The organism is Microbispora sp. CA-135349, assembly GCF_050947365.1.
Lineage (GTDB): Bacteria > Actinomycetota > Actinomycetes > Streptosporangiales > Streptosporangiaceae > Microbispora.
The window spans coordinates 2,113,441-2,138,181 of the sequence record NZ_CP192001.1; the positions used below are offsets into that span (position 1 = coordinate 2,113,441).

Here is a 24,741-nt window from a genome sequence, read left to right on the forward strand (position 1 = left end):
ATGCTGTTGGTGGCCGGGCGTGAGATCCGGACCCAGGTGCGGACCAAGGGGTTCCTCGTCGGGCTCGTCGTCACGGTCGTGCTGATCGTCGGGATCACGCTCGCGCCCAAGCTGCTCGGCGGGCCCGACTCGTACACGATCGGCCTGGTGTCCAGCCAGAAGCTGGACGTTCCGGACGGCGGTGACATCGAGATCGAGTGGCGGAGCTACTCCGACGAGGCTGCGGCCAGGCGGGCCGTGCTCGACGAGGACGTGGACGCCGCGCTGGTCGGGAACACCAGGGTGCTGTCCGACGGGAAGATCGACGACCAGCTCGGGCTGATCCTGCAGTCGGCCCACCGGGAGGCGCAGATCCAGTCGGCGGGGGTGCGGACCACGCCGCTGAGCATGGAGTCGATCGGCGGGGACACCCGCTATGACGAGACGCGCTCCCAATTGGCGTTCATGCTGGTGCTCATCCTGTTCATGCTGGTCGTCGGGACGCCCATGATGGTCGCCATGGGCGTGGTGGAGGAGAAGGGCAGCCGGATCGTCGAGATCCTGCTCACGTCGGTGCGGCCCTGGCAGCTCCTCGGCGGCAAGGTCCTCGGCCTCGGCGTGGTCGGTCTGATCAACCTGGTCGTCGTCCTGGTCGCGGGGCTGGGCGCCGCCTTCGCCTCGGGCCTGGCGGTCGACTTCCCGCCGGGGATGGCCGGCATCGTGGCCGGGATCGTCGTGTGGTTCGTGCTCGGCTACGCGTTCTTCGCCGCGGTCGCCGCCGCGCTGGCCTCGCTCATCTCCCGGCAGGAAGAGGTCGGCAACGTGCTGACGCCGATGACCATGACAATGTTCGCGTCGTACGCCGTCGCGTTCTACGCGGCCAGGGAACCCACGAGCCTGGTGGCCACCATCGTGTCGTACGTCCCGCCGTTCTCGTCGATGGTGATGCCGGTGAGGGCCACCGCGGCCGAGATCCCCGTCTGGGAGGTTCTGGTGTCGGGCGTTCTGATGGCCGTGGCGGTCGCGGGGACGGTGGTCTTCGCCGCCCGGGTCTACGAGCGCGCCGTGCTCCGCACCGGGGCCAGAGTGCGGCTGAGCGAGGTTGTCCGGTCCCGATAGCCCGGCACTCGATAAAATCGGCGAATCCCCGGAAGATGGGCGACATGGTGGACGACGGCCTGAGGCGGGCGCGCAGAAACGTCAAGCTGATGTTCTACGCGACCCTCGCCATCTTCGCGTTCATCGCCGTCATCTATACGCTGGCCGGGCTCGCCGACGGCACGAGAGGGTGGGGCCGGGCCGCGTTCGCGTGCGCCGGGCTGGTGGTCTTCAGCTGGCTCTACGTCCGCATCGTCAACGCGGTCCTCGATCACCGCTACGCCCGTAGGGACGTGGTGATGAGCGGCGCCGTCGCCCTGGCCGTCGCGCTGGTGGACGGCGTGGGGGGCATGGGGTGGCTACTCCTGCCGCTCGTGTGGCTCTCGGTCGCCGCGCTCGGGGTGCGGCGCAGAACCGCGTTCGCGCTTGCAGCGGGCACGGCCGCGGTCCTTTCACTGCTGGCCGTGACGGCGGTGCTGGCCGGGAGCGAGCCGCTGATGCCCGTGGACACCACGGCGATCGACGACGCCACCAGGACCGGCATGATCGTCGGGATGGTCGTCGCCGTGGTTCTGAACTGCGGTCTCTTCCCCTGGACCAACCGGCTGTGGGTGTGGATCTGGCGGCTCGCCGAGGAGGCGCACGCCGGCCGGGAGGCCCGGGCACGGCTGGCGGTCGCGGAGGAACGCCTGCGCTTCGCCCGCGACCTGCACGACCTGGTCGGGCACCAGCTCTCGGCCATCGCCGTGAAGAGCGAGCTCGCCGTACGGCTGAGCGCCGTGGACGCGACCGCGGCGGGGGAGGAGATGAGCTCCGTGCGGGGCCTGGCCCGTACGGCGCTGCGCGAGCTGCGCGAGGCCGTCAGCGGCTACCGCAGGCCCGATCTCACGGCGGAGCTGGGCGCGGTGCGCGGGGCGCTGGAGGCCGGCGGAGTGGGCTGCCATCTCCATCTGCCCTATCGCGAGGTGCCGGACGACGTCGCTCCGGTGTTCGCCTGGGTGGTTCGCGAAGCGGCCACGAACGTGCTGCGGCACAGCTCGGCCACCCGGTGCGACATCCTCGTCCGGCATTCGGAGAAGGAGGCGGTGCTGGAGGTGCGCAACGACGGGGTCGCGCAGGACGCTCCCGGCGCGGGGAAGGGGGGCAACGGGCTGACCGGGCTGACCGAGCGCATGGCGGAGATCGGTGGGACGCTGACCGCGCGTCCCACCGGATCGGGGGAGTTCACGCTGCGCGCGGTCGCCCCGCTGCCCGTCACCCGAGCCCGCGGGGAAGCGCCGCCCGCCGCAACCGCGGATTCGACACAGTCCGCCGGGGCCGAGGGGCAGATCGAGGTGAGAGCGTGATCCGCGTCCTGCTCGCCGACGACGAGCGGCTGATCCGGGTGGCGATCGCGACACTCCTCGGGCTCGAGCCGGACATCGAGGTCGTGGCCCAGGTGGGGCGTGGAGACGAGGTCGCCGAGGCCGTGCGGGAGCACGATCCGGACGTGATCGTGCTGGATGTCGAGATGCCGGGCATGGACGGGCTTTCGGCGGCGGAGAGCCTGCCGGGCCGGGCCATGCTGATCCTGACCAGTTTCGCCCGCCCCGGATATCTGCGGCGTGCCCTCGCGGCCGGGGTGCGCGGTTTCATCCCCAAGGACGCACCGGCCGAGGAACTCGCCGCGGCGATCAGGAAGGTGCACGCCGGGAGCCGGTACCTCGACCCGGAGCTGGCGGGGGCGGCCATGACGGCCGGAGAGTGCCCGCTCACCCAACGGGAACGTGACGCTCTCGCGCTGGCGGCCGAGGGCGCTTCGATCGCCCGGATCGCCGCGGCGCTGCACCTGACCGAGGGAACCGTACGCAACTACCTGTCCAACGCGATCACCAAGCTGGGCGCGGGGAACCGGATCACGGCGATCCGGACCGCCCGGGAGATGGGCTGGATCTGAAGCCCCGGCGCGCTCTCCGGACGTCGGTGCCCGGCGTCCTCAGGGTGTGAAGGTGCGGCGGAAGATGTGCACCGACGTCTCGATGAGCTGTTCGGTGGGCGGCGCGGGGTCGGCCAGCACCCACTCGATGAGTAACTCGGTGATCGCCCCGATGAGGCCGAGCGCCAGCAGATGGATGTCGATCGACGGCGGGCGGGAGACGTCCTGCACCGAACTTTCGATGATTTTGGTGAATCCGGCCACCGCCTGCTGCCTGGCTCCGCTGAGAACGTTGCCCGCCCGGCGCACCTCGAGATGCATCACTCGGGCACGCCGTACGTCCTTCGTGACGAAGCGGACGTACTCGCCGATGCCGGCCACGATTCGGTCGTCGAGCGTCGGTCCCGCCCTGTCGATGGCCTCCGCCACGGCGGTCAGGGTTTCCTCGATGCAACGCTCGTAGACGGCCCGCATCAGGTCTTCCCGGCTGGAGAAGCACTCATAGAAGGCGCGGTTGGAGATGCGTGCGGTCGCGCACAGTCGTTCGATGGTGGTGGCGTGGAAGCCGGGTTGGGCGAACAAGGTGTAAGCCGCCGTCACCAGTCGTTCTCTTCTGTCGGCCAGCCTTTCGGCAGCCGACATCCCCCGATAGTCCCGTCCCGCCACTTTTCACCTCACGAGTCATGGTCCCCCCAGAACTCACATTATGAGCGCAAGATCCTTTATGTGGAAGTGTCGATGAATAAGGGCCTCCCGGCTATGCCAAAGATGCCGATTTGCTTGACATTGCTGTCAAGGGGTCAGCAGTCTTACCGAACGGGACACACATCTTTCGCTGCAATTGCATCGGCAATTACAGCAAGCCTCGGGCAAGCGCGGTCGTGACCGCGGCGGTGCGGTCGGAGACGCCGAGTTTCGAAAAGACCCGCAGCAGATGCGTCTTCACCGTGGTCTCGCTGATGAACAGCTCCCGGCCTATCTCGGCGTTGGTCAGCCCCCGCGCGACCAGCGCCAGCACCTCGGTCTCGCGCCGCGACAGCGACTCGGCCACGGGTGCCCGCATCCGCGTCACCAGCCGGGTCGCCACAGACGGCGACAGCACCGTCTCGCCCCGCGCCGCCGCGGCGATCGCGGTCAGCAGGTCGGCCCGGGAGGTGTCCTTCAGCAGGTATCCGGCGGCCCCGGCCTCGACCGCGCGCACGATGTCCTGGTCGGTCTCGTAGGTGGTCAGCACGATCACCCGGCTCTCCGGCCGGTCCGTCAGGATGCGGGCGGTCGCGCTCACCCCGTCGCCGCCCGGCATCCGCAGGTCCATCAGGATCACGTCGGGGGTGAGATCCCGGGCCCGTACGACCGCCTCGTCGCCCGATGCGGCCTCGCCCACCACGGTGATCCCCGGGTCGGACTCCAGCATCCCGCGCAGCCCTTCCCGCACCACCGGGTGGTCGTCGACGATCATCAGGCGCAGCATCGGATCACACTCCGGAATCGGTGGGGCGGGCGTCGGCCGTCTTCACGGCAGGGGTCGTACGGGTGGCTGCTTCCATGGCGGCTGTTTCCGCCGCGACCGGCTCCACGGGCACGGCGGCGCCGGCCGCACCGATGGGCACGGAGACCTCCAGGAGGGTGCCCGCGCCGGGCGCGCTCGTCACAGTCACGGATCCACCGGCCTGCTCGACGCGGCCGCGCATCCCGCGCAGGCCGTACCCGCCGGTGGCCGAGGCGTCGAAGCCGCGCCCGTCGTCGCGGACCTCCAGGGCGACCGACTCCGGCCGGTAGGCCACCGTGACCTCCGCCCGGCCCGCCTCCGCGTGCCTGCGTACGTTGGACAGGGCCTCCTGCGTCGCCCGGAGCAGCACGACCTCCACCGGGCGGGGCAGCGGGCGCGGCTCGCCGGCGACGGAGAATCGCGTCTCGACCCCGGTCTCCTCACCGAGCCGGTCGGTCAGCCGGTGCAGCGCCTCGTCCAGGCTCGGGCCGTCGAGAGGGGCGGGGCTGAGCACGCTGATGAACGCCCGGGCCTCGGCCAGGTTCTCCCGAGCGGTCCGTACGGCCAGCGCCACGTGGCGGGACGGGTCCGGCTGCGCCTCTGCCGCCTGGAGCAGCATGATGATGCTGGTGAACCCTTGAGCCAGGGTGTCGTGGATCTCGCCGGCCAGGCGCTCCCGCTCGGCCATGGCACCATGCTCGGCCGAGAGCCGGGCCACCTCGGCCCGCTGGGCCTCCAGCTCCTGAATGAGCGCGGCTCGTTCCTTGCTCTGCTCCATGATCCGCTCCATCCAGGCACCGAAAATCGCGGAAAAGAGGATTACAAGGGTGATGACGGACAGGAAGTTGAACGAGGTCCGCTGGTCTCCCTCAGCCAGGTAGTGCACGGCCAGAGGCAGATTCAGCACGATCAGGGCGACGATCGCCCAGCGTGCTCGCAGCACCATGAAGCACTGCGCGCAGAGCCCGAAGAGCGCTACCGACGCCGACGGCTCGATGAGCACCGCCGGGGTGAAAAAGGCGATGAGCAGGACGAGATAGACGACGCCCCGGCGCCGGTGGCCGTTCCTGATCGCGGGCCGGCCGAACACCACGTAGAACAGGGGGATCGCCGTCATCGACGCGGGGGCGACGACCCGCTGCCACGTGGGGAGATCCTCCATGGCGATGAACACGGCCGGAATCAGGGTCGAGGCGGCGAGCAGTATCTCCCAGCCGAGCAGCCGGTGCCAGACGTGCGGCCCGGCCGGATCCGCGCTCTGCCGGGTGAACACGCGCATCGGCCGCGCGAACCCGCGCGGCCAATCCGCCGTGTCGCTCATCCGTCGCGCCGCCCCTTCCAGCGGAAGGTCGTCAGGCACAGCAGCAGCCCTCCAATGAGCCACGCGCCCAGGACGAGGGCGACCCGGCCGAGTTCGTACGATTTCGCGAGCTCCAGTGTGGCACCGGCGTCACCCAGGAAGACGGATCGGAAACCCTGGCACATCCACTTGAGCGGGAAGAACGAGGCGATCCGCGCCAGCGTGTCGGGAAGCTGATTGAGCGGGATGAACACCCCCGAGATGAACTGCAGCACCACGAACGGCATCGTGATCACCGCGGCCGCGCTCTTGCCCGATCGGGGCAGGCTGCTGACCGCGACGCCGAGCAGCGACGACCCCAGCACTCCGAGCACGAACACCCAGGCGAAGGTCAGCCAGCTCGACGCGGCGGAGGGCAGCGTCAGATCGAACATCGCCACCCCGATGGCCAGCAGGATGGCCACCTGGAGGAAGGACACGAACAGCGTGTTCAGCGCCTTGCCGATGAAGTACGCCGCGGGCGGCATGGGCGTCCCGGCCAGCCGCTTGAGCGTCCCGTCCTCCCGGTCCATCGCGATGCCGATGCCGAGGTTCTGGAAACCCGTCATGGTGGCCGAGCCGATCAGGCCGGCCACGTAGAGCTGGGAGACGCTCAGGCCGGTTCCCTCCACCTGGTCGGAGAAAATCGACCCGAAGATCACCAGCAGGATGATCGGGAACGAGAAGGTGAACAGGACCGCGTCCTTCTCCCGGAAGAACATCCTGGTCTCCAGGGCCGCTCGGGACAGCCCCACGCGGAGGGTGGAGGGCATTGCGGCGGGGGCGGCCGTCGCGGCCGGCGGTGCGGCGATTTCGGTCATGGCAGTCAGCAGTCCTCGCTGAGGGGGGTGGAGCCGGCAGGTGCGGGCTTCGCGCCGGCAAGAAGGGTCCGCTTCACACGGAAGTACGCATGCCTCGGGGAGACGGTAGGAGTCGGGGCGGGAGGTCGTGCCCGGGGGAGGGCTCAGTCCTCGATCAGGCGGAGGTAGATGTCTTCCAGGGATGGCCGGGTCACGGCCAGTTCGGGGATCTCGCCGTCGAACCGGCGGCTCAGCTCCAGCACGGTCTTGGTCGGGGTGTCGGTCTCCACAGAACCCCCCGCCCAGCGGACCGTGGCCTTGGCGGTGGTCCGCCCGCCCAGGGTCGCGGGCGTGCCCTCGGCGACGATCCGGCCGCGGGCCACCACCGCCACCCGGTTGGCCAGCGCCTCGGCCTCGTCCAGATAGTGAGTGGTCAGCACGATCGTGGTGCCCGCGTGGGCCAGGTTCTGGATCAGACCCCAGAACTGGCGGCGCGCCTCCGGGTCGAACCCGGTGGTCGGCTCGTCCAGGAAGAGCAGCTCCGGGTTGCCGATCACACCCAGCGCCACGTCCACGCGGCGCCGCTGGCCGCCGGACAGCTGCCGGATCCGCTTGCCGGCCTTCTCGGTCAGGCCGACCCGCTCGATAACCTCGTCGGGGTCGGCCGGGTTGGGGTAGTAGCCGGCGAAGTGCCGGATCGTCTCCCGCACCGTCGCCTCGGCCACGTCGTTGGCCGTCTGGAGCACCACGCCGAGCCGGGACCGCCACTCGCGGGTCGGCCTGCCCGGGTCGACGCCCAGCACGCTCACCTCACCGGAGTCCCGCCGCCGGTGGCCCTCCAGAATCTCCACCGTGGTGGACTTCCCGGCTCCGTTCGGCCCGAGGATCGCGAACACCTCGCCCGTGTCGATGTCGAGGTCGACGCCCCCGACGGCCTGCACGTCGCCGTAGCGCTTGGTCAGGCCGCGCACTTTCACCGCTGTCGTCATGGATCAAGATTCGCGTCCGTACGGCTCCCGCGGCACCAACGGCCGGTGGACTTGGTTGTCCTCCGAACGGTGGACAACCGGAGGACAACGGGACGGGCGCCGTACGCCCGGCCTAGAACAGCGTGGGGTTCTCCGGCTCGATGCCGCGCAGGGCGTCGTAGTCGAGCGTCACGCACTCGATGCCCCGGTCGGCGGCGAGCACGCGCGCCTGCGGCTTGATCTCCTGGGCGGCGAAGATCCCCTTGACGGGGGCCAGGCGCGGGTCACGGTTGAGCAGTTCGAGATAGCGGGTGAGCTGCTCCACGCCGTCGATGTCGCCGCGCCGCTTGATCTCCACGGCGACCGTGCCGCCGACGTGGTCGCGGCACAGGATGTCCACCGGGCCGATGGCGGTCATGTACTCCCTGCGCACCAGCGTCCAGCCGTCCCCGAGCGTGGTGATGTGCTCGGCGAGCAGTTCCTGCAGGTGCGCCTCGACGCCGTCCTTGCGCAGCCCCGGGTCGACCCCCAGCTCGTGGCTGGAGTCGTGCAGGATCTCCTCGATCGTCAGCACGAGCTTCTCGCCGGTCTTGCCGTGCACGACCGACCAGGTGAGCACGCCGTCGATCGTCTCCTCACGGACCTTGCAGGGCGGGTTCATCCAGTTCAGAGGTTTGTACGCCCGGTCGTCGGCATGAATGGAGACCGAGCCGTCCGCCTTCATCAGGATGAGCCGGGGGGCCATGGGGAGATGGGCGGTGAGCCGACCCACGTAATCCACGCTGCACCGCGCGATGACCAGCCGCATGTGCGCCAACCCTACCGGGGATACGGATGTCCGGAGGCCTTCTGGGACACTGACCGGCATGACGCGGACGTTCGGCCCGGCAGGAGTCGCCCGGCCCGGCACGATGAACGCGTGGATGCGAAGGTCGTCGTTCCCGGCCAGGCCGTGCGCGTGAGCGGGTGGGCGGGCCGGAGAGGCCCCGTTCGCCCCGCCGCCCGCCCGGCTCGTGGTGGCCGCTGTCGAACGCATCCGTGCGTACGCCGCCTCAGCGGTGCTGGAAGAATGGGCTGTCATCTCCCGTTCTGCCTGACATGAACCCCCCGGAAGGATGTCCGCCGTGAGTCCCCGCCGTGCCCGCCGCCGCGGCCCCTTCGAACGCACGGACGGCCGTGCCGTACGGCCGGTGGGTCCCAGCGTGGCCGGAGTGGACCGGGTGGAGAGCGCGCACGACGGCGACTGGGTGGTCCGCAACGTCTCCGGCGCCGCCCAGGGCAAGGCGTACCGCTGCCCCGGATGCGAGCAGGAGATCAGGCCCGGGCTTCCGCATGTGGTGAGTTGGCCGGCGTGGTCCGGGGGAGAGGACGAGCGGCGGCACTGGCACACCGCGTGCTGGCGCAACCGGGCCAACCGGGGTCCGGGCCGCAGCCGTTACTGACACGAGCTTTCGGAGTGGGAATGGACATCAGGGCGTCCACGGTGCTGCCTGCCCGGCGCGAGGACATCGAGCTGCGAACGGCCGACGGGCTGACCCTCGTCGGCGAATTGGCGTTGCCAGTGAGCCCGGAGGGCGGCTCGTCGACGCAGAGCCGGCCGCCGGTGGCGACGCTGGTCTGCCTGCACCCCTTGCCCACCCACGGCGGAATGATGGACAGCCACGTGCTGCGGAAGGCGTCCTACCGGCTGCCCGCGCTCGCCGACGTCGCCGTGCTGCGTTTCAACACCCGGGGCACGACCTCCGATCGGGGCACGTCTCAGGGGTCCTTCGACGGCGGCGAGGGGGAGCGGTGGGACGTCGCCGCCGCTCTGGAGTACGCCGACTTCCACGACCTGCCGAACCCCTGGCTGCTCGGCTGGTCGTTCGGCACGGAGCTGGCCCTGAAGTGGGGCCGCGACCCGATCGTGCGGGGCGCCATCCTGCTGTCGCCGCCGCTCAAGAGGGCGAGCGAGAAGGACCTCGTCGCCTGGGGCGAGTTCGGCCGCCCTCTGGTGGCCCTGGTGCCGGAGCACGACGACTACCTGCGCCCCGAGGAGGCCGCCCGCCGGTTCACGGCGGCGCCGCAGGCGGAGGTCGTCGGCGTGGAGGGGGCCAAGCACCTGTGGGTCGGCGAGCCGTATGTGCGAATCGTGCTGAACGAGATCGTCGCGCGCGTGAATCCCGCCGCCGCGCCGCTCCCGACCACGGTCTGAGCGTGACGGAGGGATCCGGCGGAGCCGTGGTCGGCACGGTCTGGGCGTGACGGACGAACTTGGCGGGGTCGCGAATCGGTGACGATGGACGGCGGCGGGGGCGCGGCGCGTTACCGTGACCTGATGCAGCTCTACTCGCGATCCGCCGGGAGCGGCCTGCCAGTCGTCCTGCTCCACGCGTTCCCCCTGTCCTCCGCGATGTGGCTCGCCCAGCGCGAGGGACTCGCGCCCGTCTGCCGGGTGATCACGCCGGATCTGCGCGGCTTCGGCGGCACGGTGCTCGGCGACGACGAGCCCTCGATCGACCTCATGGCCGACGACGTGGCGCACCTTCTCGACCAGGAGGGCGTCGAGCGGGCGGTGATCGGCGGCCTGTCCATGGGCGGCTACGTGGCGATGGCGCTGTGCCGCCGCCATCCGGACCGCGTACGCGGCCTGATCCTCGCCGACACCAAGGCCCAGGCCGACCCCGAGCCGGCCCAGGCGAACAGGGAGCGGATCGCCGCCGCGGTCCTGGAGAGCGGCACGGGCATCCTGGTGACCGAGTCACTGCCCCCGATGGTCGGCGCGACCACCAAGGAACGCAGGGCGATGGTGCTCGGGCGCGTACGCGGGCTCGTCCAGGCGGCGCCGCCCGCGGCCGTCGCGTGGGCCCAGCGGGCGATGGCCGGGCGGCCCGACGCGTTCGGCACATTGCGGTCCCTGACCGTGCCCGCGCTGGTGGTGGTGGGCGACGAGGACGAGCTGTCCCCGCTGCCGGACGCCCAGGCGATGGTGGAGGCCATCCCGGAGGCGCAGCTCGCCGTCATCGAGAAGGCGGGTCATCTGTCCGCCATCGAGCAGCCCGAGGAATTCAACCGGGTCGTCGCGAAGTTCGTCACGTCCCTGGCCTGAGAGGGCGGCAGGCACCCGCGTTCACGGAGTGTCACCGGCCTCGCGGACGGCCAGATCGTAGCGGCGCCGGTGTTCGCCGATTTCGTCCAGGTGCTCGATGACCCAGGAGCCCAGGGTCAGGGCGGGCTCGATCATGGTCGCACCGAGCGCGGTGAGCTCGTACTCGACCTTGGGCGGCACGGTCGCGTGGACGGCGCGGCTGACCAGGCCGTCGCGTTCCAGCTGCCGCAGGGTCACGGTGAGCATGCGCTGGGAGATTCCCGGCACCTCGCGCTGCAGTTCGCCGAAGCGGAGCCTGCGGTTCCTGAGCCGGCCGACGACCAGCAGGCTCCACTTGTTGCCGATCATGCCGAAGACCTGGAGCACGCTCCGGCATGTCACGGCGTCGCCGGTCGCGGTCAATGGTTACCTCCGTGTGCGCCGCTTACAGAAATGTGCCGTCTTGCCCCTGGTGGGTGTCGTTGCCGACCATGGAGCTCGTACGAAAAGTAACCGACGGCATCCGGCCGGGTCGCCATGGTCTGTGCGAAAGGACGCGCTGTGAGCAAGACCATCGCGATCGTGGGCGCCGGGCCGGGACTCGGCCTGGCCGTCGCCCGGGCGTTCGGCGCCCGGGGTTTCCGGGCCGCGCTCATGGCCAGAGACGCCGACCGGCTGCGGTCGCACGCCGCCGAGCTGGCGGCCCGGGGAATCACGGCGGCGGGGTTTCCCGCCGACGTCAGGGACCGCGCCGCCCTCGTGGCGGCGCTCGGAAGGGTGCGGGAGGAGTACGGGCCGATCGACGTGCTCGAATACGGCCCGGGTCCGCAGGGGGCGCCGATCACTGCGGCCGTGGACACCACGGCCGAGTCGGCCGGCGCGCAGTTCGAGCTGAACGTCCTCGGCGCGATCACCGCCGTGCGGGCGGTGCTGCCGGACATGACCGAGCGAGGCGAGGGGACGATCCTGGTGACCACCGGAGTGTCCTCGATCGTCCCGGTGCCCGTTCTGGGCGACGTGGGCCTGGCCATGGCCGGGCTGCGCAACTGGGCGCTCGCGCTGGCGCCACAGCTCGCCCCGCGCGGGGTGCACGTCGCGGCGGTCACCATCGCCACGCGGCTCGTCGCGGGAGAGGGCGAGGGGGATCCGGACCGGGTCGCCGCGCGCTACGTGCGGCTGCACGACTCGCGTGACCGCCACGAGGAGATCGTCGGCGACGTGGAGGCGTTCCGGCAGACGGCGGCCCGGCTGACGTAGGGAGCGGCCGGCGCACGCGACGACATGCGGCGTACGTCCATGCGAGGCGGCGGGCCCGGCACAAGACGGGCGGAGGCCGATCGCCGGTCCGGCCGCAAGGACGGTCGACGGCTCGACCGAGCCGCGGGCGTGCGGACACGGAAGCGGGGCCCGGCGCTCAGCGCCGGGCCCCGCTCACATAGCCGTCGCGAACTCCCCGAATGTGCCGGTGGCTACTCCTGCCACCACTCCGCGTCGTCGTCGCTCTTGGTGGAGCTGATCGGCTCGACGGCCGGCGTGGCGGTCACGGCCGGCTTCTCCACGACCGGCGGAGCCGACAGAGCCGGCTTCGCCGGGGCCGCGGTGACGGGCGCCGGCTCCGCGTCCATGCCCGGCAGCGGGGCGCCGCCGAGCAGCTGACGGAGCTGCGCGAGGTGGCTGGTGATGCTGTCGCGCTGGCGGGTGAGCTCGTCGACCTGGCGCTGCATCGCCGTACGGGTGCGCTCGGCCTCGTTCTTGGCCTCGGTCACGATCGTGTCGGCGCTGGCCTTGGCGTCGGAAACGAGCTGGTCGGCGTTCTTGCGGGCGTTGGCCAGCAGCTGCTTGGCGTGGGTGTCGGCCTCGCGCCGGGTCTGCTCGGCCTGCTGCGTGGCCTTGGCGGCCCGCTGCTCGGCGGTGGCGGCCCGCTGCTCGGCCTCGGCCACCAGCTTCTGGGTGTTGGCCTGGGCGGTGGCGTGGCGCTCGGCCTCCTGGCGCTCGGCCTCCTCGCGGCGGGCGGCGAGCTGGATCTCGAACTCCGCCTCGTCCTGGGCGCGCTTGGCCTCCGACTCCTCCAGGATCCGCTGCGCCTGGGCCCGCATCTCGTCGGCCTGACGCTTGGCCGTGGTGAGCACCTCGTCGCGCTCGCGCTTGGTCGAGGCCCGCAGCTGGGCGACCTCACGCTCGGTCGTGGTGCGCAGCTTGGCGATCTCGCGCTCGGCGTCCGCCCGCTTCTCCGCGACCTCGTGGTCGGCGGTGGCGCGGATCTTGGCGACCTCGCGCTCGGTGGTGGCGGTCAGCTCGTCGGCCTCGCGCCTCGCCGTCGACCGGATCTCCTCGGCGTCGCGCTCGGCGGTGCTGCGCATCTCCTCGGCCTCGCGCGCGGCCAGCGCCCGCTTCTCGGCCGCCTCGTTCTCCGCGGCCGCCCGCAGGTCGGCGGCGTCCACCTTGGCGGCGGCGCGGATCTCGTTCGCCTCCGACCTGGCCGCCTGGACGAGCTCGGTAGCCTGCTCCTCAGCCAGCCTGAGCAACTGCTCGATGCGGGCGCCGAGACCTGAATACGTCGGCCGCTCCTGCTCCTGCAGCTGGCGCTGAGAGTCGGACAGCTCCCGCTGGAGGGCGCTGACCTGTTCCTTGGCCTGACGCAGTTCGGTGTCGAGAGTCTTCAGGTGGTCGTGGACCTGGTGCCGGTCATAACCCCGGAGCACCACGTCGAATTCGCGAGATGGGGCGTCCTCGAAGAAGTTGTTGAGCTGGGCGTCGATGTCGGACTGCATGAGGCTCGATCCTGGTTGTCGAGACGGCTACAGGGGCCGGACGGGGGGTCGTTCCGAGGCGAGGAAGCCGGTGTGGCGTCCACGTCCGGTGGTACGCCAGCGTACTCCGGTACTGCCGCCTTGGAGGCCCCCTCCGACTTTCTGCGCGACTTGTTACGTATGAACGTTTCTTGCGTTTGCCTAGCGCCTGGACGTCTCGACGAGCTCGGTGAGAACCCCTCCCACGTCCTTGGGATGCAGGAACGCGATCGAGGCTCCCATCGACCCGTGCCTGGGCCGCTCGTCGATCAGGCGCACGCCCTTCGCCCCGATCTCCTCCAGGGCCTTGGTGACGTCCGCCACGCCGTACCCGATATGATGCACGCCCTCGCCCCGCTTGGCGAGGAACCTGCCCACGGCGGTGTCGGGGTGCAGCGGTTCGAGGAGCTGGACGTACGACGCGCCCCGGTCGCCGTCGGCCACGTGCAGCATGGCCTCCCGGACGCCCTGCTCCTCGTTCACCTCGCGGCTGACGACGGTCAGCCCGAAGACGGACTCGTAGAACTCGATCTTCTCTTCCAGGTCGTGACAGGCCACGCCAACGTGGTCGATCCGCAGCAGCATCGCCGGTTCCCTTCGCCGTTCCCGTCGTCGCCGCCCGCGTCCGGGCGGCCGTACTACTCCTGGGTATGGTGACACCGTCGCCCCGATCTCGTAGTGGAGGGTCTCAATGTCTGGTTCCGTCATCGTCGCCGGAGCACGCACACCGATCGGACGGCTCCTCGGCTCGCTCTCGAACCTGTCCGCCGTCGATCTGGGCGGTATCGCGATCAAGGCCGCACTGGAGCGGGCGGGCGTGTCCCCCGGCCAGGTCGAATACGTGATCATGGGGCAGGTGCTCCAGGCCGGGGCCGGTCAGATTCCCTCGCGTCAGGCGGCGGTGAAGGCCGGCATCCCCATGACCGTGCCCTCCCTCACCATCAACAAGGTCTGCCTGTCGGGCCTCGACGCGATCGCGCTGGCCGACCAACTCATCCGCGCGGGCGAGTTCGACGTCGTCGTCGCGGGTGGCATGGAGTCGATGACCAACGCGCCGCACCTGCTGCCCGGCCTGCGCAAGGGAGTGAAGTACGGCAGCGCCGGGATCCTGGACGCGATGGCCCACGACGGGCTCACCGACGCGTTCGACCAGATCGCGATGGGGGAGTCGACCGAGCGCCACAACGCCAGGCTCGGCCTGACCCGGGAGGAGCAGGACGACTTCTCGGCGCGGTCGCACCAGCGCGCCGCCGAGGCGACGGAGAAGGGCCTGTTCGACGACGAGATCGTCCCGGTGCCGCTGCCGCAGCGCAAAGGAGAACCGGTCCTGTTCTCCGCCGACGAGGGCATCCGCAAGGACACCACGGTCGAGGCCCTGGCGAAGCTGCGCCCGGCGTTCACCGGGGACGGCACCATCACGGCCGGGTCGGCCTCGCAGATCTCCGACGGCGCCGTCGCCGTGGTTGTGATGTCGCGCGCCAAAGCCGAGGAGCTGGGCCTCGAATGGCTGGCCGAGATCGGCGCCCACGGCAATGTGGCCGGGCCCGACAACTCGCTCCAGTCCCAGCCCGCCAACGCGATCAAGCAGGCGCTGGGCAAGCAGGGGCTGACCGTCGGCGATCTCGACCTGCTGGAGATCAACGAGGCGTTCGCCCAGGTCGTGCTGCAGTCGGCGAAGGAGCTCGGCGTCCCGCTCGACAAGGTCAACGTCAACGGCGGCGGCATCGCGCTCGGCCATCCGATCGGCGCGTCCGGCGCCCGGATCGTGCTGACCCTGGCCCACGAGCTGAAGAGGCGCGGCGGCGGCCTCGGCGCGGCCGGCCTGTGCGGCGGCGGCGGCCAGGGCGACGCGCTGATCATCCGGGTGCCCGCGCCCGGCGCCTGAGCGGAGCAGCACGTGGACGTCCGTGAGCTTGTCGGCCAGGCGCGGCTGGGACGGCCGCGCGCCGTGGCACGGCTGATCTCGCTCGTCGAGAACGCTGTCGAGCACGCCGCGGAGGACCGCGGCGGCCGCGCGGGGGCAAACCAGACGAGCCGGGCGCTGCGCGAGGCGATGGCGGAGCTCGCCACCGGCGCCGCCCGGCCGTACAGCGCAAGGATCATCGGCCTGACCGGCTCTCCCGGCGTCGGCAAGTCGACCTCGACCGGCATGCTCATCCGGGCGTTCCGCAGGCGCGGCAGCAGGGTGGGCGTGCTGGCGGTCGATCCGTCCAGCCCGTTCACGGGCGGCGCACTGCTCGGCGACCGCGTACGCATGCAGGACCACGCGACCGACCCCGAGGTCTTCATCCGCAGCATGTCGAGCCGGGGCCATCTGGGCGGGCTCGCATGGGCCACGCCGCAGGCGCTGCGCGTGCTGGAGGCCGCCGGATGCGACGTGATCCTCGTCGAGACGGTCGGTGTGGGGCAGGCCGAGGTGGACATCGCCCGTCTGGCCGACACGACCGTCGTCATCCTCGCCCCGGGCATGGGCGACGGCGTGCAGGCCGCCAAGGCGGGCATCCTCGAGGTCGCCGACGTCCTGGTGGTGAACAAGGCCGACCGCGACGGCGTCCAGGCGACCGTGCGGGAGCTGCGGAACATGACGGGCCTCGTCGAGACGCCGTGGCGGCCCCCGATCGTCACGACCGTCGCCTCCAAGGGCGAGGGCACCGACGACCTGCTGGCCGCGCTGGACAAGCACCAGGCCTACCTGGAGGAGTCCGGCGAGGCCCGCAGGCGGCGGCTGGCCCGGGCCCGCGACGAGATCGAGGCCGTCGCGCTGGCCCAGCTGCGGTCGCGCTTCGCCGTGCTCCACGGCGACCGCCTCGACACGCTCGCCGAGCGGCTGCTCGCCGCGGAGACCGATCCCTACGCCGCCGCCGACGACCTCATCGCCGCGCTGCGCTGACGTGCCGGACCGAGCCGCCGGACCGAGCCGCCGGGCCGAGCCCCGTCCCGTACGGCTCTCGCATCCGGCGGCCGACGGGTCGGGGCGGCCGACGGGTCAGGGCTCCCCGGCGTACTTGACCGTGATCGTCTTGAAGCCGAGGGACTTCAGCATGCCCTCCAGCATGGCCTTGGCGTTCTGGTCGGCCCGGGAGCGCAGGTCACTGGCGGTGGCCGCGTCGGCGATCTTGCGCTCGGCCAGCACGTAGAGCTCCTGCTGGTTCTGCGGCGACGACGACAGGAAGTCGGAGATCCGGTCGAAGATGCCCCGCTCCTGGGCGAAGACGTACGACCGCTTGCTGTCGAGGTTGGGCTTCTCCAGCTCGGCGTGCGGCAGCCGCACCGTCACGGCCGTGCGGTCGGGGGAGACCGTGAAGGCGTCCTTGGGCAGCGCGGAGAAGTCCACATAGGCGTCGACGTTCCCGGCTCCCACGAAGAGCGTGCGGGAGCCCTTGATCGCGTCGGGCACGAACTTCGCGTCCTTCTCCAGGTCGACGATGACCTGGAAGTTGCCGGTCGCGGCCTCGAAGCGGTTGAGGTTCTGCACCGACCTGAGCAGCGCGGGCCCGCTGCGGTCGATGGTCTGCTCGCCCAGCGGGTTTAGCCAGGACCAGGTCAGCCGGGCGCCGACCACGAGCAGCAGGACCACGAACAGCAGGCCGGCGAGCACCCGCCAGCCACGCCGGGAGCGGCGTGCGGGGGCCCCGGCGCTCGCCGTGGCGTCGGTGGCGGCGGCGCCGGTGTCGGCCGGCGCGAACGAGGGACGGGTCTGACGGTCCACGGGGGGAATCTTCCCGGTATTCCCGCGATCTCACGCCCGGCAAGATCATGTCTGTCTCCGGGCCGTGCTTCGGCCCTCCCAAACCCGTCTTTTCGTCCCGCCCGCACGCCTTTCGCGCTCCGCCGTACCACTTTTGTCCGGGTCTGCGGGCCGGATGTGACTCCCGCTGTACCGCTGCCCTGCCGCCGTACCGCTGCCGTCCGGGTGCGCGGACCGGACGCGCGGCACGTACGGCCGGAGTCCTTGCCCGGGACTCGGCCGTCGAGCGCTATGCGGCGGGGGCCAGGAGCGCGCCGGGTACGCCCGCCACGCCGGGACCGTCCTGGGGATCCGCCTCACGGGCGCCGGTGGTGTCGCCCGTGGCGGGCCGGGCACGGTCGGTGCGCCCGCCGGCGCCGTCGACGTGCCCGTCACGCCCGCCGCCCCCGGGAGAGCGGCCGGCCGGGCCGCCAACCCCGGGAGAGCGGCCGGCCGGGCCGCCACCGCCGGGGACACGGCCGGACGCGGCGCCGGGCCCGGGGACGCGCTCCGGGTGAGCGCGACGCACGCCCTGACCGCCGTCCCTGCCCTGACCGTCGTTTCCGCCAGGTCGGCCGTTCCCGCCGGGTCCTCCCGGTATGGCGGGGCCGCCCTGCCCCGGTGGCCGCCCGCGTCCCGGCGCGTTCCCCGTGCCCTGTGCCGTGCCCTGTGCCGTGCCCTGTGTCGTGCCCTGTGTCGTGCCCTGTGCCGGGAGACCTCCGGGCTGGAGACGGCCAGGCTGCATCGGGCCGGATTGCGAAGCGCCGGGCCGCGGCCGGCCGGGCCGGTCCGGGAAGGGCGACGGGCTCGCGCCCTCGCCGCCGGACCGACCGGGAAACGCGGTGTCGCCGGTCCTGCCGGGCCGCCAGGGATGCCGTGGCCGTCCCCTGCCGGGGCCCCAGGGACCGCCTCTCCGGACCCCCTCGCCGCTCGGCGCGCCCCAGGAATCCGGATACCCCCGGCCCATCGGGCCCCGGCCTGTCGGGTCCTGGCCTGCGGGGCTCGCGGCGGGAGGAGACGGCCATACCGGAACGGACGGACTCGGGCCGGTCCACCCCGGACCGGTTCCGCCGCCGAGCGGGTCCATGCCCGGCTCACCCCCGGTGTCCGGGCCTGCCGCCATGCCGGTCGCGACGGTCGTACCCGGATATGTCGGTTCGACCGGATAGTGCGGCGCGTACGCGGGAGCGGAGTTCACCGGATAGCCCGTCGCGACGGGCTCAGCCGGCCGGGTACCGCCGCCGAAGTGCTTGGCCTGAAGGCGGCAGGACACGAAGTCGGAGTAGAACATGCGCAGCCAGTCGCGCCGCTGGGCCTCGGTCAGTTCGGAGAACCACACGGACGCCTCGCGATGCTCGCGCGACGGTCCGCCGGGCGGCGAGACGCCGCGCAGCCAGGCGACGACGACGGCCCGGTAGCCCGCGGCCGCGGTTTCCGGGCAGGGACGGGCCAGACGGTCGAGGAACTCGGTGGCCGCCCGCTGGGCGTACCCGGACCCGAGGTCGTCGAGGTGGACGACGACCACTCCCCGCCCCGCCGGGTCCTGCTCGCCGTACGCCCGTTGCTCGACCCTCGTGAAGGCCGCCGGCGTGCCGTTCAGGCGCATCGCGAGCGCGGTGAACACGGTGGCGAGCTCGGCCAGCCCCCCGCGAAGCGCCGGATGCACGCATACGCTGATCGGCCATTCCTGGCAGACGAGGCGTTCGCTCACCGTCATCGTCCGCGGCCCGGTCACGAGCCGGGCCGCACCGGTCCCCGCCGCCAGTACGGCGATCACCGCGGCGGCCAGTGCCAGCGTCCGCCGGGTCACCAGGGCCACCCACCCGAGGAGCAGCGCGGTGCTGAGACCCAGCAGCCAGAGCGTCTGGTCCGTGTAGGCGCTCTCGCTCACGCCCGACAGCAGGTCGTACGGCTCCCCGGTGGCGGGAGCGAGCCGGTCGGCCCAGTTGGGCCCGGTGGCCACCCAGGTGAACAGCCCGTACGTGCCGGCTCCCGCGATCAGCGGGACGACGACGACCGGCACGAGCCAGCCGAGGATCCAGCCGACCACGACATACAGCCCCAGCCCGGCGACGGACATCGCGAGACCGCCGGGCAGCAGCGGCCCGCCCTGCCCGGTCAGCGCGGCGCGCAGCCCGAGCAGCAGCACGGTCGCCCCGAAGGAGCCGGTGACGACCGCGATGATCGACAGCGGCGCCCTGGCGGCCCGCCACGGCGTAAGGACGCGGCCCTTCTCGGCGCTACGCCTGCGCAGCGCGACCCAGGCCGCGAACGCGGCTCCGAGCGGCCCTGTCAGGCGCAGCGAGCCGATGACGGCCGCCACTATGTCATCCCAGTCCATGAAACCGGGAATGAGGACGCTCCACGCGGCGACGAGCGCCAGCACGAGCAGCACGGTCGCCGCGACCAGCGCGCCGTGTTTCAGCTCACCGCGTGAACCGCCCCTATGCTCACCCACAGCAGGACGCGGCCCATGGCCACGCCGCCGACGTCCGGCGCGCATGCGGCGCCGGGACAGCGATGCTGTCCATTGAGAATCTCCCCCGTGTCTGTGTGAGCGGTGCGCGAACCCACGCCGTTCCCCGTGGCGCTGGTTCACCGGCCGGCCTCGCCTCGCCCGCTGTCAGACGCGTTCCCCGCGGACCCCCGTCCGCGAGACGTCCTCTAGCAGACGGGGTTCCCCGTGCCGCCGGGTTTGCCGCCGCCTCACCTTTCGACGTGGCAACCATAACGGAGCGTGACCCGTACGGGGGGGAGTTCTGGGGTCAAGGAATCAATCCGGTTACGCTCGGTGCGCCGGTCGATCATGGCCGGCGTCGCGCTACCGTATATCGCTGTGTCCGTTCCGCCCAGCTCAGAGCCGCCGCCCACGGGCGGCCCCCGGCCGCTCAAGCTCCCGTTCGACCCGATCGAGCGGGCGGCCGAGACCTGGCGTTCGACGTTCGGGCCGTCGTCCGCCATGGCCGCCGTCACTTCGATCATGAGAGCCCATCAGATCCTGCTGGCGCAACTGGACACGCTGCTCAAGCCGTACGACCTGACCTTCGCCAGATACGAGGCGCTCGTGCTGCTCACGTTCAGCCGGGCCGGGTCGCTCCCGCTGTCGAAGATCGGCGAGCGGCTGATGGTGCACCCGACGAGCGTGACCAACACCGTGGACCGCCTCGAGCGGGCCGGCCTGGTCCGCCGCATGCGCAACCCGCGCGACGGCCGCGGCGTGCTCGCCGAGATCACCGACGCGGGCCGGGACATCGTACGGCGGGCCACGGCCGACCTGATGGACGCGGGTTTCTGCCTGGGCATGTACGACGATGCCGAGCTGGACGAGATGTTCGCCCTGCTCAGGACCCTGCGCGTCGCGGCGGGCGACTTCAGTTCCTGACGGCGGCGCGCGGATTCAGGCGCGGGCCAGCATGGCGAACGAGCCCCGGACGAGGGCCAGCAGTTCGGCCACGGCCGAGGTCTCGTCCAGTGCGGTGCGGGGGTTGCCGGTTAGCGCGGTCACCACGTACGTCCTGCCCGCGGCGTCACGGGCGAGGTAGCCCATGGAGAGCACGCCGGGCTCGGAGCCGCCCTTGTGCCAGACGGTGGGCCATGCCTTCGGGTCGAGCCCGAGCCCGGCGTCGTTGGCGGACATGGCCTCGCCGAGGGGCGGCGTGTTCAGCGCGGACAGGCCGGCGAAGGCGCGGCAGACGTCCCCGGGAGAGCCGAACCACTCCAGCCTGTCGATGTCCCTGGGCGTGGTCCACGCCCGCACCTTGGTCAGGGGCGTACGCGCGACGGTGGTGGCGAGATAGCGGTACCGCCGGGAGCGGTCGAGCGACAGGTACTTCTTCCCGAGGTGGGGGTAGTCCGCCGCCTTGAGGAGGAAGAGCTCCCTGGTCGTGAGGAACGGCCGGTTCAGCGCCGCGTGACCGGACCACTTGCGCGTCTGGGCCTCCACCCGGGCGCGGCCCGCCTTGTCGAGCAGCAGGTCGGCGCCCGTGTTGTCGCTGATCGAGATCATCAGCTTGGCCGCCTCACGTACGGAGACCGTGCTGTTGTCCGGACGGTCCTGGAGCGTGCCGCTCGGCAGGCTCTTCAGCTCGGGCCGGATGGTCAGGGGCGTGTCCCAGGAGAATCGGCCCTTCTTGATCTGCTCGGCCGTCGCGCCCAGCACGTACAGCTTGAACATGGAACCGAGCGGACGGGGGGTGTCCGGCGCGACCGCGTGCACGGCACGGCATGTGCCGTCGGCGCGGACCTCGGCCGCCAGGAACCCCACCCGGGGCGCGACCGCACGCAGGCGCTTGTCCAGCTCGGCCCAGCTCCGCGGCGCCTCGCGCTGCTCCGGGCGGAACAGGAGCCCGTTGATCCTCCCGTCGCCGTCGACGGACACGGTGAGTTCGAGTCGTCCCTGGCCGGTCATGACCACTCCGGAGAGGGTGGTCGGCGTGACCGCGGTCAGCGACTCGAGCCGTACGCCGCCCAGGCTCTTCAGCAGCTCGTTGAGCTGGGCCGGAGGAACCTGCGAGAGGAAGTCGGCGCTGAAGTGCGCCTTGACCTGGTCCTCGGGGATCGGCGGGGCGGCGGCCGCCGTCAGGAGCCAGCGAAGCTGCTCGCCTGCCGGTGAATTCGGAATGTCCGGTGTGGGCGCGGGGATGGGCGTCGCCGCGGCGGTAGCCACACCGGCGCTGACGGCGTCGGCGGCCGCGGCGGCCGGGGCGGCGGTGGCCGCAGCGGCGAGCGCGAGTGCCGCGCTCATGAGGGGAATCGTCCTGCTACGCATCGATCTCGGCGGGGTCGGCACGAGAAAGCTCCTTCGATAGGGGGATCCGGCGCCCGGGTGCAGAACCGTCGGCGATTCGCCGCGGCGGTGGGCGTCCACGTGATCTCACGCTAATGATCACGATGCGGTCCCGACAGCCTGCGAACCCCCGGCCTGCGGACTGCGGGGAGCCGCACCGAATGTGAGGACAACCTCATAGACGGTGGACGCGCGTGCCCGTCAGGATGCCTGCCATGAAGTCCACGGCAGCGGCCCGCCCGCTCGCGGCGGGCATGACCGCCGTCGCCGCCGCCGGGATCGTCGCCGGCGCGTTGCTCGAGACGGGGCTGCCGGCCCCCGCGTCGCAGTGGGTGTTCATCGCGATCGCCCTGCCCCTGCCCGCTCTCGGCTGGCTGATCGCGGCCCGGCGCCCGGACAACGCCTACGGCTGGCTGCTGCTGGCGGCCGCGGACTGTCTCGGGCTGGGCGGACTCGGTGTCGGCCTGCTGCTCCGGCTCGGTCCTGATCCGTACTGGCCGGTCGTCGTCGCCGCCGTGCTGAGCTCGGCGTTCCCGGTCTTCTACGGACTGTCGTGGGTGTTCGTGCCGCTCCTGTTTCCCGAGGGGAGGCTGCCGTCACGGCGCTGGCGCGTCGTCGCGGTCATGGCGATCGCGGCGATCGCGGCGCACTGGCTGGGCGTGCTGTTCATGCCCGGCGGTTATCCGGACGGGGTCGTACACGCCAGCTCTTTCGGGCTGCGGGGGCCGCTCGGTTTCGTCGCCGTGCTGCTGGCGACGGTCGGCCAGCTGGCCGCCTTCCTGCTGGCGCTGGTCGTGCTGGGCGGCCTTCTCATCCGTCTGTGGCGCAGCCGCCCGCCCGAGCGGGGCCGGCTCGGCTGGATGGTGGCGGGCCTGCTGTCCAACCTCGGCGCCTTCGTCGTGATCGCGGCTGCGGGCGTGTCGGAGACGTACGGCGCCGCCGACGTCGTCGGGGTGCTGGGCGTGGTGGGGGCGCTGCCGGCCGCGATCGGCGCCGCCGTGCTGCGGCACGACCTGCTCGACATCAGGGTCGGCGTCAGGGGCTCGCGTCTGTATCTCGTCTTCGACGTCCGCCCGACGGTCGACGAGCTGCTGTCCCGCCTCGGCCCCGATCTGGAGGAGGCCGAGCCGGTCGAGCAGCTCGGCAGGCTGGCGCAGGCGGTGCGGGCGGGACTGGACACCCGCTGGGCCGCCGTCGAGCTCGCGGACGGCACCCGCGTCGTGGCGGGGGAGGAGCGGGGCGAGGCCGTGCTCACGGTCCCGGCCGGGCTGGGGCGCATCAGCTGCGGACCCAAGGCGGCGGGGCGGCTGACCCGCGACGACAGGCGGCTGCTCGCGGCCCTGGCCGTGCCGGTCGGGCTCGCGATCCGCAGCGCGGCGCTCGCCGCCCGGCTGGTGAACGCTCAGGAGGCCGAGCGGCGGCGGATCGAGCGCAACATCCACGACGGCGTGCAGCAGCAGCTGGTGGCGCTGATCGCGGGGCTGGAACTGGCCCGCGCGACGGGCGGCGGGACAGAGTCCCTGGCCCTGCTGCGGGAACAGGCCCGCCAGGCGCTGGCGGACCTGCGGGACCTCGCGGCCGGCATCCATCCCTCCGTGCTGAGCCAGGGCGGTTTGGTGGAGGCCGTCGAGGGGCGGTGCTCGGGCCTGCCCGTCCCGACCACCGTGACGGCGGATCCGGCTTTGCGCACCCGCAGGTTCCCGGACGAGATCGAGGGAGCGATGTATTTCGTGGTCAGCGAGGCGATCGCCAACGCGCTCAAGCACGCGGGGGCGTCGCGGATCGAGGTGCGGCTCCGGCACGACGGCGGCAGGCTCCAGGCGTCCGTGACCGACGACGGGACGGGGTTCGACCCCCGGGCCGTGCCACGCCGCGGACTGGCCACGCTGGCCGACCGCATGGCGGCGCTCGGCGGAGGACTGGAGACGACGGCCGGGCCCGGAGAGGGAACGCGGGTGCGCGCCTGGGTGACCGCCAATGCCTGAACGTCCCGCCGCAGGGTCCGCGTTCGGGTCCACCGCCGGGTCCACCGCAGGGTCCGCGTTCGGGCCCGTCTCCGGGTCCACCGCGGGGCCCGTCTCCGGGGCCGCCCTCGAGTCCGCCGCGGGAGAGGAACCGCGCAGGCTGCGCGCCCTGGTCGCCGACGATCATTACCTCGTGCGGGAGGGCACCCGGCGGCTGCTGGAGAGCTCGGGGGAGGTCGCGGTCGTCGGGGCGATGGGAAGCGCGGCGGAACTGGTCGACGCGGCCAGGCGGCTCAGACCCGACGTGATCGTCACCGACATCCGTATGCCGGGCGAGGGATGGCGGCCGGGGTTCGAGGGGATCGACGCCGCCCACCGCGTCCGCGCGGCCGATCCCCGCGTCGGCGTCGTCGTGCTGTCGCAGTTCGCCGACTCGATCTACGCCTTCGAGCTGTTCAGGGGCGGCACCGAGGGCCTCGCGTACCTGCTGAAGGACCGGGTGGGCGACATCGACGAACTGCTCGGCGCGATCCGCTCGGTCGCCGCGGGCGGCTCGGTCATCGACCCGAAGGTCGTCGAGGGGCTGCTGGCGCGCCGCGCCGTACGGGGAGAGCGGGAGGCGTTCACGCCTCGGGAACGTGACGTGCTGCGCGAGATGGCGGCCGGCAGGTCCAACGGCGGCATCGCGCGGGCGCTGTCGCTGTCGATCTCCGCCGTGGAGAAGAACGTGAACTCGATCTTCCTGAAGCTGGGGCTCGAGACCAGCCCGGACATCCACCGCCGGGTCGCCGCCGTTCTCGCCTACCTCGGCGGTTCGTGA

Annotated in this window: 24 protein-coding genes; 12 read left to right on the plus strand and 12 right to left on the minus strand. The window is 71.9% G+C overall.

The window, feature by feature from the left end; all coding sequences use genetic code 11:
• The 3 genes from ACQPZZ_RS10120 to ACQPZZ_RS10130 are packed head-to-tail and all read left to right on the plus strand — an operon-like array spanning position 1 to position 3,013.
• Positions 1–1,098 (plus strand): ABC transporter permease, encoded by a 1,098-nt coding sequence (locus tag ACQPZZ_RS10120; RefSeq protein WP_432934324.1) that lies wholly within the window; start codon positions 1–3, stop codon positions 1,096–1,098.
• Positions 1,099–1,133: 35 nt separating this feature from the next.
• The gene (locus ACQPZZ_RS10125; RefSeq protein WP_432931027.1) at positions 1,134–2,423 is read left to right on the plus strand and encodes a sensor histidine kinase; all 1,290 of its coding nucleotides are present in this window, start codon (positions 1,134–1,136) and stop codon (positions 2,421–2,423) included.
• Complete coding sequence (locus ACQPZZ_RS10130) at positions 2,420–3,013, plus strand: response regulator transcription factor (protein ID WP_432931029.1); 594 nt, start codon at positions 2,420–2,422, stop codon at positions 3,011–3,013. Before ACQPZZ_RS10125 ends, ACQPZZ_RS10130 begins: the two co-directional genes overlap by 4 nt.
• Before the next feature lie 39 nt (positions 3,014–3,052).
• On the opposite strand, the gene ACQPZZ_RS10135 is transcribed toward ACQPZZ_RS10130, so the two are convergent.
• From ACQPZZ_RS10135 to nucS, 6 genes are all read right to left on the minus strand, one after another.
• Positions 3,053–3,634, minus strand: coding sequence for a TetR/AcrR family transcriptional regulator (locus ACQPZZ_RS10135; RefSeq protein WP_363644380.1), 582 nt, complete (start codon positions 3,632–3,634; stop codon positions 3,053–3,055).
• 211 nt (positions 3,635–3,845) lie between these two features.
• Positions 3,846–4,463, minus strand: a complete 618-nt coding sequence (locus tag ACQPZZ_RS10140) for a response regulator (protein ID WP_432931032.1) — start codon at positions 4,461–4,463, stop codon at positions 3,846–3,848.
• Positions 4,464–4,467: 4 nt separating this feature from the next.
• The gene (locus ACQPZZ_RS10145) at positions 4,468–5,802 is read right to left on the minus strand and encodes a sensor histidine kinase (protein ID WP_432931034.1); all 1,335 of its coding nucleotides are present in this window, start codon (positions 5,800–5,802) and stop codon (positions 4,468–4,470) included.
• Positions 5,799–6,641, minus strand: coding sequence for an ABC transporter permease (locus ACQPZZ_RS10150; protein WP_363644375.1), 843 nt, complete (start codon positions 6,639–6,641; stop codon positions 5,799–5,801). Before ACQPZZ_RS10150 ends, ACQPZZ_RS10145 begins: the two co-directional genes overlap by 4 nt.
• Positions 6,642–6,784: 143 nt before the next feature.
• Positions 6,785–7,609, minus strand: a complete 825-nt coding sequence (locus tag ACQPZZ_RS10155; RefSeq protein WP_363644373.1) for an ABC transporter ATP-binding protein — start codon at positions 7,607–7,609, stop codon at positions 6,785–6,787.
• Positions 7,610–7,721: 112 nt separating this feature from the next.
• Positions 7,722–8,396, minus strand: a complete 675-nt coding sequence (gene nucS, locus ACQPZZ_RS10160) for an endonuclease NucS (RefSeq protein ID WP_363644371.1) — start codon at positions 8,394–8,396, stop codon at positions 7,722–7,724.
• A 307-nt stretch (positions 8,397–8,703) separates the two neighbouring features.
• On the opposite strand from nucS, the gene ACQPZZ_RS10165 reads away from it, so the two are divergent.
• The 3 genes from ACQPZZ_RS10165 (at position 8,704) to ACQPZZ_RS10175 (ending at position 10,676) form a co-directional block, all read left to right on the plus strand.
• On the plus strand, positions 8,704–9,030 hold the full coding sequence (locus ACQPZZ_RS10165; RefSeq protein WP_432931037.1) for an ATP/GTP-binding protein: 327 nt from the start codon (positions 8,704–8,706) through the stop codon (positions 9,028–9,030).
• A 20-nt stretch (positions 9,031–9,050) separates the two neighbouring features.
• Positions 9,051–9,782: an alpha/beta hydrolase gene (locus ACQPZZ_RS10170; RefSeq protein ID WP_432931039.1), complete on the plus strand. Its 732-nt coding sequence runs from the start codon at positions 9,051–9,053 to the stop codon at positions 9,780–9,782.
• A gap of 123 nt (positions 9,783–9,905) precedes the next feature.
• Positions 9,906–10,676 (plus strand): alpha/beta fold hydrolase, encoded by a 771-nt coding sequence (locus ACQPZZ_RS10175; protein WP_432931041.1) that lies wholly within the window; start codon positions 9,906–9,908, stop codon positions 10,674–10,676.
• 21 nt (positions 10,677–10,697) lie between these two features.
• Here ACQPZZ_RS10175 and ACQPZZ_RS10180 read toward each other — a convergent pair whose 3' ends face one another.
• On the minus strand, positions 10,698–11,078 hold the full coding sequence (locus tag ACQPZZ_RS10180) for a winged helix-turn-helix transcriptional regulator (RefSeq protein ID WP_432931042.1): 381 nt from the start codon (positions 11,076–11,078) through the stop codon (positions 10,698–10,700).
• Between the two features lie 138 nt (positions 11,079–11,216).
• Between ACQPZZ_RS10180 and ACQPZZ_RS10185 the strand changes: the two genes are divergently transcribed.
• Positions 11,217–11,912 carry an SDR family NAD(P)-dependent oxidoreductase gene (locus tag ACQPZZ_RS10185; RefSeq protein ID WP_432931044.1) on the plus strand — a complete coding sequence of 232 codons (696 nt, stop codon included), beginning with the start codon at positions 11,217–11,219 and terminating at the stop codon, positions 11,910–11,912.
• 212 nt (positions 11,913–12,124) lie between these two features.
• Here ACQPZZ_RS10185 and ACQPZZ_RS10190 read toward each other — a convergent pair whose 3' ends face one another.
• Together ACQPZZ_RS10190 and mce are read right to left on the minus strand one after the other, a co-directional pair.
• A complete protein-coding gene (locus ACQPZZ_RS10190; RefSeq protein ID WP_432931046.1) occupies positions 12,125–13,426 on the minus strand; it encodes a DivIVA domain-containing protein in 1,302 nt (433 codons plus the stop codon).
• Between the two features lie 180 nt (positions 13,427–13,606).
• The gene (gene mce / locus ACQPZZ_RS10195; RefSeq protein WP_363644357.1) at positions 13,607–14,029 is read right to left on the minus strand and encodes a methylmalonyl-CoA epimerase; all 423 of its coding nucleotides are present in this window, start codon (positions 14,027–14,029) and stop codon (positions 13,607–13,609) included.
• A 106-nt stretch (positions 14,030–14,135) separates the two neighbouring features.
• Here mce and ACQPZZ_RS10200 point away from each other — a divergent pair, with 106 nt between their 5' ends.
• Entirely contained in the window at positions 14,136–15,329 is a 1,194-nt protein-coding gene (locus ACQPZZ_RS10200; RefSeq protein WP_432931048.1) for an acetyl-CoA C-acetyltransferase, read from the plus strand.
• A gap of 12 nt (positions 15,330–15,341) precedes the next feature.
• Positions 15,342–16,334 carry a methylmalonyl Co-A mutase-associated GTPase MeaB gene (meaB, locus tag ACQPZZ_RS10205; protein ID WP_432931050.1) on the plus strand — a complete coding sequence of 331 codons (993 nt, stop codon included), beginning with the start codon at positions 15,342–15,344 and terminating at the stop codon, positions 16,332–16,334.
• A gap of 96 nt (positions 16,335–16,430) precedes the next feature.
• Here meaB and ACQPZZ_RS10210 read toward each other — a convergent pair whose 3' ends face one another.
• Entirely contained in the window at positions 16,431–17,153 is a 723-nt protein-coding gene (locus tag ACQPZZ_RS10210) for a DUF4230 domain-containing protein (RefSeq protein WP_432931052.1), read from the minus strand.
• Between the two features lie 268 nt (positions 17,154–17,421).
• Positions 17,422–19,629 (minus strand): hypothetical protein, encoded by a 2,208-nt coding sequence (locus ACQPZZ_RS10215; RefSeq protein ID WP_432931054.1) that lies wholly within the window; start codon positions 19,627–19,629, stop codon positions 17,422–17,424.
• A gap of 378 nt (positions 19,630–20,007) precedes the next feature.
• On the opposite strand from ACQPZZ_RS10215, the gene ACQPZZ_RS10220 reads away from it, so the two are divergent.
• Positions 20,008–20,553, plus strand: coding sequence for a MarR family winged helix-turn-helix transcriptional regulator (locus ACQPZZ_RS10220; protein WP_432931056.1), 546 nt, complete (start codon positions 20,008–20,010; stop codon positions 20,551–20,553).
• 15 nt (positions 20,554–20,568) lie between these two features.
• On the opposite strand, the gene ACQPZZ_RS10225 is transcribed toward ACQPZZ_RS10220, so the two are convergent.
• Positions 20,569–21,915 carry a serine hydrolase gene (locus ACQPZZ_RS10225; protein WP_432931058.1) on the minus strand — a complete coding sequence of 449 codons (1,347 nt, stop codon included), beginning with the start codon at positions 21,913–21,915 and terminating at the stop codon, positions 20,569–20,571.
• 257 nt (positions 21,916–22,172) lie between these two features.
• Here ACQPZZ_RS10225 and ACQPZZ_RS10230 point away from each other — a divergent pair, with 257 nt between their 5' ends.
• Both ACQPZZ_RS10230 and ACQPZZ_RS10235 read left to right on the plus strand, forming a co-directional pair.
• On the plus strand, positions 22,173–23,942 hold the full coding sequence (locus ACQPZZ_RS10230; protein WP_432931060.1) for a histidine kinase: 1,770 nt from the start codon (positions 22,173–22,175) through the stop codon (positions 23,940–23,942).
• Entirely contained in the window at positions 23,935–24,741 is an 807-nt protein-coding gene (locus ACQPZZ_RS10235; RefSeq protein WP_432931062.1) for a response regulator transcription factor, read from the plus strand. Before ACQPZZ_RS10230 ends, ACQPZZ_RS10235 begins: the two co-directional genes overlap by 8 nt.

Bases quoted from the DNA above. Each gene is read 5' to 3' on its own strand.
- ACQPZZ_RS10120 (WP_432934324.1), top strand. From the start codon at position 1: ATGCTGTTGGTGGCCGGGCGTGAGATCCGGACCCAGGTGCGGACCAAG.
- ACQPZZ_RS10125 (WP_432931027.1), top strand. From the start codon at position 1,134: ATGGGCGACATGGTGGACGACGGCCTGAGGCGGGCGCGCAGAAACGTC.
- ACQPZZ_RS10135 (WP_363644380.1), bottom strand. From the start codon at position 3,634: ATGTCGGCTGCCGAAAGGCTGGCCGACAGAAGAGAACGACTGGTGACG.
- ACQPZZ_RS10140 (WP_432931032.1), bottom strand. From the start codon at position 4,463: ATGCTGCGCCTGATGATCGTCGACGACCACCCGGTGGTGCGGGAAGGG.
- ACQPZZ_RS10145 (WP_432931034.1), bottom strand. From the start codon at position 5,802: ATGAGCGACACGGCGGATTGGCCGCGCGGGTTCGCGCGGCCGATGCGC.
- ACQPZZ_RS10150 (WP_363644375.1), bottom strand. From the start codon at position 6,641: ATGACCGAAATCGCCGCACCGCCGGCCGCGACGGCCGCCCCCGCCGCA.
- ACQPZZ_RS10155 (WP_363644373.1), bottom strand. From the start codon at position 7,609: ATGACGACAGCGGTGAAAGTGCGCGGCCTGACCAAGCGCTACGGCGAC.
- nucS (WP_363644371.1), bottom strand. From the start codon at position 8,396: ATGCGGCTGGTCATCGCGCGGTGCAGCGTGGATTACGTGGGTCGGCTC.
- ACQPZZ_RS10165 (WP_432931037.1), top strand. From the start codon at position 8,704: ATGTCCGCCGTGAGTCCCCGCCGTGCCCGCCGCCGCGGCCCCTTCGAA.
- ACQPZZ_RS10170 (WP_432931039.1), top strand. From the start codon at position 9,051: ATGGACATCAGGGCGTCCACGGTGCTGCCTGCCCGGCGCGAGGACATC.
- ACQPZZ_RS10175 (WP_432931041.1), top strand. From the start codon at position 9,906: ATGCAGCTCTACTCGCGATCCGCCGGGAGCGGCCTGCCAGTCGTCCTG.
- ACQPZZ_RS10190 (WP_432931046.1), bottom strand. From the start codon at position 13,426: ATGCAGTCCGACATCGACGCCCAGCTCAACAACTTCTTCGAGGACGCC.
- mce (WP_363644357.1), bottom strand. From the start codon at position 14,029: ATGCTGCTGCGGATCGACCACGTTGGCGTGGCCTGTCACGACCTGGAA.
- ACQPZZ_RS10200 (WP_432931048.1), top strand. From the start codon at position 14,136: ATGTCTGGTTCCGTCATCGTCGCCGGAGCACGCACACCGATCGGACGG.
- ACQPZZ_RS10225 (WP_432931058.1), bottom strand. From the start codon at position 21,915: ATGAGCGCGGCACTCGCGCTCGCCGCTGCGGCCACCGCCGCCCCGGCC.
- ACQPZZ_RS10230 (WP_432931060.1), top strand. From the start codon at position 22,173: ATGAAGTCCACGGCAGCGGCCCGCCCGCTCGCGGCGGGCATGACCGCC.
- ACQPZZ_RS10235 (WP_432931062.1), top strand. From the start codon at position 23,935: ATGCCTGAACGTCCCGCCGCAGGGTCCGCGTTCGGGTCCACCGCCGGG.